The sequence below is a fragment of the Psychrobacter sp. AOP7-A1-24 genome (assembly GCF_052376235.1).
In the GTDB taxonomy this organism is placed as follows: Bacteria; Pseudomonadota; Gammaproteobacteria; order Pseudomonadales; family Moraxellaceae; genus Psychrobacter.
The window spans coordinates 1-5,499 of the sequence record NZ_JBQSVM010000077.1; the positions used below are offsets into that span (position 1 = coordinate 1).

Below are 5,499 nucleotides of genomic sequence, written 5' to 3' on the forward strand. Positions count from 1 at the left end.
TGAATGATTAATAAAAAGCTGTTTAACGGCTCATAATAGAACTAAATCATCATAAACCTAGCTATTAACCGCACGAACCATTGCTTAAACAATGCTCCGAACTAATTCTTGTATCCGTTATTATACGCTGACTTGTCTTAAATAGTCATACATCTCTCAATCGAAATCAAATTCTCTCTAACTAGTAGATATAAATCTCAATTGATTATAATCTTTCTTATAACCGTATAATTATCTTGATATGCAAGGTCGCGATATTAGCTGACCGACATCATTAAACAATCTATAAAATCCGTTAACATATGGAATAGCAGTCCAGTTACAATGATATTAAAAGGCTTACGAAGAAAGAGTAAAACAAAATACACTAGCATTGCATAATAAGTATGTAACGGATGAAAGTTAATGCTACATCTATTTGCCTGAAATATTGGATTTGCTACCAAATGATCTATATCAACTAACATGGTCGCAAGCAAAATCAGATATGCTTTTTTCCACTCTTTTCTAAAAAACGCAATTGCAATAAAAAGAGGAAAACCAAAGTGCAAAAAGTAATGTATTAATGTCTGCATACTAACCTATTAGTTTTAGTCTTCTCTATATAAGACCATAAAAACCAATATTTATTAATATACTGACAGCACTAAAAGGCAACACCTCAGTGTCACCTTTGAATCATTGTCTATCGCACTACTGTTATATATTTCAATATTCTATAATTTCGATATCGACGCAAAGTTATATAAATAGCAAAGCAAGCATAAAAGGTATAAACAATAAATGGAGCTCATATCGAGAATTGAACTCGAGACCTCTCCCTTACCAAGGGAGTGCTCTACCGCTGAGCTATATGAGCGTATATTAAAACCTTTGATCTGCACTAAAAAAAATATCACGATGCAGCAATAATTACTGACTCTCGTGATGATTTATTATTATGCTTTGCGATGGTGTATATATGGAGCGGGTGGCGGGAATCGAACCCGCGTCATTAGCTTGGAAGGCTAAGGTGTTACCATTATACCACACCCGCATTTACTCTTATTAAGGACAACTCTAATCGTGAGTTGTTAAATACAGAGCATGCTTGGCGCTATGACAAACTTTAGAAAATATGGTGGTGGGAGAAGGATTCGAACCTTCGAAGCTTTCGCGACAGATTTACAGTCTGTTGGGTTTGACCGCTCCCCAATCCCACCTTAGGGTGCTTTGAACAAAAATGACTTTCATTTAAGACAAATTCATAAAAAGCTACTTTAAAAGAGATGGTGCCGACTGCCGGGATCGAACTGGCGACCTACTGATTACAAGTCAGTTGCTCTACCAACTGAGCTAAGTCGGCTTGTTCTCTCTAAAGTGGTGGCTATTCTATCAAATTTTTTGAGATGCGCAAGTACTTTTTCATTTTTTTTTGAATTAATTTAATATAAATATTTAAGTCACTGATTAGGATAGTTTTTTTATCAGTGAAAATATGGCAATAAGTTGGCTCTTTACTTGCAACCTTTATCTTTGCCATATTACTGGCTATTTAATTAGCGAATGCGCAAGCCGTTACAGGCCATTTCTACGGCTTTTATTAATGCTAATGCCTTTTTATTGGTTTCATCCCATTCTTTTTCTGGTATAGAATCAGCAACGACTCCTGCTCCAGCTTGAATATGTACCTCACCACGCCGCATCACCGCAGTACGGATAGCAATGGCAGTATCCATATTACCATTCCAACCTAAATAACCTACTGAACCACCAAATACCGTTCTGCGCACTGGTTCTATCTCATCGATAATCTGCATGGCGCGGATTTTAGGAGTACCCGATAGCGTACCAGCTGGGAAAGTGGCGCAGAACACATCTAGCGCATCTTTGTCAGCTCGTATTGTACCTTCCACATTGGATGCAATATGCATCACTTGCGAGTAGCGCTCTATAAACATCTTCTCTGTGACTTTGACACTACCATACTCACAAACGCGGCCAATATCATTGCGACCTAAATCAATGAGCATTAGATGCTCGGCTGTTTCCTTCTTATCATCTAGCAGCTCTTGCTCAAGCGCTAGGTCTTCGACCTCATCTTGTCCACGTTGCCGTGTTCCTGCCAGCGGCCTTACAGTCACTTTGCCATTTTCGATACGAGATAGGATTTCAGGAGAAGCACCGATAATATCAAAGCGTTTGTGATCATCGAGTGTATAGCCATGCACCAAAAACAGATACGGTGATGGGTTCAGGTAGCGTAACGCACGATATACGGCTAGAGAGTCGCCTGTATAGTCGGCTGTCAGCCGTTGCGCTGGCACTACCTGCATGACATCACCTTTAGCGATGTAGTCCTTTATCTTATTAACGTCGCTACAATATTTTTCGGCACCTGTTTGCGATATAAATTTAGGCGTAGGCATTATGGGGGCGCGCAAATTAGACGGTTCTGCTAGCTTTTCCTCTATTTGCTCTAACTCACGTATAGCCGAACTATAGCCATCCTCAGACTGGCAATCAGCATAGACGATGATTGATAGTGTATTCTCTAAATTATCAAATACAATAACGCTCATCGAAAGCATCAGCCACATATCTGGCATCGACATTGGATTGGGGGCATCAGATAAGCCCACACTTGGTTCAATAACACGTACCATATCGTATCCAAAGTAACCGACTAGACCACCGCTAAAGCTCGGCATCGACGGCACATCTTCAGCGGTTGGCATCTGATATTGCGTCATCAGCTCACGCAGGTAATCGAAAGGATTCTCTACTGCCTCTGTATCAATATGATCGTTCCGTTTGGTTGTCATATTGCCATCAGCGTATTGCAAAATAAGATCGCTACCCAGTCCAATCATGGAGTATCGTGCCCAGCGCTCACCGCCTACTACAGACTCGAACAAGTAGGCAGAACCGTTCAAATCACGCACTTTAGAAAATACAGATACAGGCGTCTGCGCATCCATCAGACGTTTTTTCACTAGCGGTGCATGGCTAAAGCCTCTATCTTTAAAAGCTTGGTATTCCTCAAAAGTCATCATAATAGCGCTCTCTTAGCACCTTATAGGCAATAATAAAACCATAAGCTGCTCTATAAAATATAGCGCCAATATTCGCTAAAATATCGACGCTACAATGAGTCATTTGTTTAAAAAATGGCAAGTACAATAAGTCTCTTTATCAAAAATTACGAAAAAGACTTAGTGCACAGTTCAATTATGCACCGCCCATATTAAACAACCATAAGGCCAAACCGATAATTAGAATGATCACAAATACCCATATAAACCAGCCACCGCTAGTCTTCTTTTCTACATGACCTGTATGAGCAGGGTTGCTGATTTCTTGATCCATCGCATTATTGCCTTCGGTACCAAGATCACGCGCCTGCCCTAAATTAGCCGTGCCTGAAAACTGTGCACTAGCTGCTTGTTTGGCTTTTAAAACTTCAGGATCTGCTTCTTCTTGTAGCTCTGTCTTCGTCGTCTTGTCGTGTTCATCTTGGACTTTTGGCTCTTCATGCACTGCTGGGCGCTCTTCTACCAATGGTGCGCTATCAGTAGATGCTGTCTGTGATGGCTCTGTGGCCGTCACAGCTTCTGTTTCAGTTTCTGTTGGTACAGTTGTATCAGCTACCACCTCTGTAGCAACTGGCGTTTCTTCTACTGGCGTAGGCGATGCTGCGTCTGCATCAGATAGCACCTCATCAATGCCTGTCTCTTTAGCCACTGGATCTGTAGAAACAGTTTCTTCAGTAGCTAGCTCTTCACCAACTGGCTCTGCAAAAGCGGGCTCTTCGACAACAGGTTCAACGGTCTCATCCGTAGATTTTACTGAGTCTTCGCTTGTATCTGAGTCAATATCTACAGGGGCAGCATCATTTGTAGCAGGTAACACTTCTTCGATACCAGTTTCTTTTATCACTGGCTCATTGACTGCTTGCTCTTTAATTGGCTCTTCTTCAAGAACGCTTTCTTCAAATACTTGCTCTTCGGTCACAAACTCATTAGCAGGAGCCTCTGTCACGGCAGCTGTATCAGTACTTTCATGTACATCCGCTACTAGCTCTTCTGCAGTCACTGGTGCTGGTGCTTCGTTCTCTGACGTCGTCACTGGTGCAGCAGATGCCTGTACTTGAAAGCTAAAACTTGCAAAACCAAGCGTGTCATTTACTTTTAGATGATTAGATTCGTTACCCTCGATACGCTGCTCATTGATAAACGTGCCGTTAGAAGAATCTAAGTCTTTTACATATAGCTGACCATCTAACACACTGAGTACCGCATGATTGCGAGAGACTTGCTTGCTACCTAGCACTACGTCATTATCACTACCACGACCTATAGATAAGCTATCACTAACCGTCAGTGTCAGATTACCTAGTGCTTCCGTCAACGCATTCAGCTGCCAAGTTGTACTTGCTGCCGTATTCATACTATCTGTCTCGTTTGTCATGTTATAACTCCTTATTTTTCTATTGAATATCCAATGATGCCAAAAATAATAACTCTAAAATATTACTGCCAATTTATGATAAGTATTGTCGCTATTTCTTTAATAATATTTGCCTAGCACAGTTTATTAAGTACTTTCTTCAAACACCATACAGTATCTACCTTTGTATAAAGTGAGGTTTTATAACTTTATCGAGCTTGCTATATGGAATATTAAGGACAGGCATACCATAAGCATATGGGCCGATAGAATAATGCTGATAACGAATACTAATGCCTGTGCCTGTTAAAGTCACATTACTGCTTAACGTAAATGGCCAGTTTTTCTCATAACTACTTACGTCTTTAGCAACTGTTTTAACCCACGTTTTATAAGCATCATAAGCAAGCGCTTCAAAACGAGGTTTTTTACCTGAGATAAGCATGTCATCAAGCATGACTTGCTTTTTGGTACTTGGGTCAAACACTAGATACTCGCTATAAGGCATACCATGTGCACCGCCAGTATAGACGTAAGAGCTAATCTCAAAAAGTTCAAAGTCATCGACATGACCCAAATAATCGGGCGCTATCATTAAATTATAGCCCCATGACATACCATCAGGCATATCTTGAAATTGCGAATTCACAAAGCTATCAAGAGCAGCCGTAACTTCTTTTTCACTACTTTTACCCTTAATAGGTGCTGACTCTGTCATCTGACTATTGACGACTATGTTATCGATACGAGCGTTGACAGTCTCATCTATCCAGCTTTGACTGCTTTTGAGATATTTAACTTCAATTTCTGGACAGTTATCACGCTTGCTACACGTCTCTTGTATATCACTGGGCAGTTGATACCGTAGGTACTCAGTACTGCTAATAAAGCTTCCTGCATTTACCGACATACTAACTGCGCCTAACACTAGGCTGCCAGCTAACATAGCAATTGAACGTCTCTGGCTTGCCTTTATCGAACGTAGACCAGCCGACATAGATTTATTATCAGTTTGAGTCGTAGTGTGCATGTGTCCTCTTTCACAAATATAAAATGCCATTCAATATTCTA

Annotated in this window: 4 protein-coding genes and 4 tRNA genes; all 8 read right to left on the minus strand. The window is 40.7% G+C overall.

From position 1 onward, the window contains the following. Nucleotides 1-257: 257 nt before the first annotated feature. Entirely contained in the window at nucleotides 258-575 is a 318-nt protein-coding gene (locus tag ACT3QQ_RS13535; protein WP_444528391.1) for a DUF6122 family protein, read from the minus strand. 209 nt (nucleotides 576-784) lie between these two features. After that, a tRNA-Thr gene (locus ACT3QQ_RS13540) sits at nucleotides 785-859 on the minus strand. A gap of 103 nt (nucleotides 860-962) precedes the next feature. Further along, nucleotides 963-1,036, minus strand: a tRNA-Gly gene (locus tag ACT3QQ_RS13545). Between the two features lie 82 nt (nucleotides 1,037-1,118). Next, a tRNA-Tyr gene (locus ACT3QQ_RS13550) sits at nucleotides 1,119-1,202 on the minus strand. Between the two features lie 67 nt (nucleotides 1,203-1,269). Beyond that, nucleotides 1,270-1,345 (minus strand) — tRNA-Thr (locus ACT3QQ_RS13555). A 193-nt stretch (nucleotides 1,346-1,538) separates the two neighbouring features. Further along, nucleotides 1,539-3,035 (minus strand): anthranilate synthase component I, encoded by a 1,497-nt coding sequence (gene trpE, locus ACT3QQ_RS13560; protein WP_444528392.1) that lies wholly within the window; start codon nucleotides 3,033-3,035, stop codon nucleotides 1,539-1,541. 175 nt (nucleotides 3,036-3,210) lie between these two features. Further along, complete coding sequence (locus ACT3QQ_RS13565) at nucleotides 3,211-4,449, minus strand: FHA domain-containing protein (RefSeq protein WP_444528393.1); 1,239 nt, start codon at nucleotides 4,447-4,449, stop codon at nucleotides 3,211-3,213. 157 nt (nucleotides 4,450-4,606) lie between these two features. Beyond that, nucleotides 4,607-5,458 (minus strand): RsiV family protein, encoded by an 852-nt coding sequence (locus ACT3QQ_RS13570; RefSeq protein ID WP_444528394.1) that lies wholly within the window; start codon nucleotides 5,456-5,458, stop codon nucleotides 4,607-4,609. Between the last annotated feature and the right edge of the window lie 41 nt (nucleotides 5,459-5,499).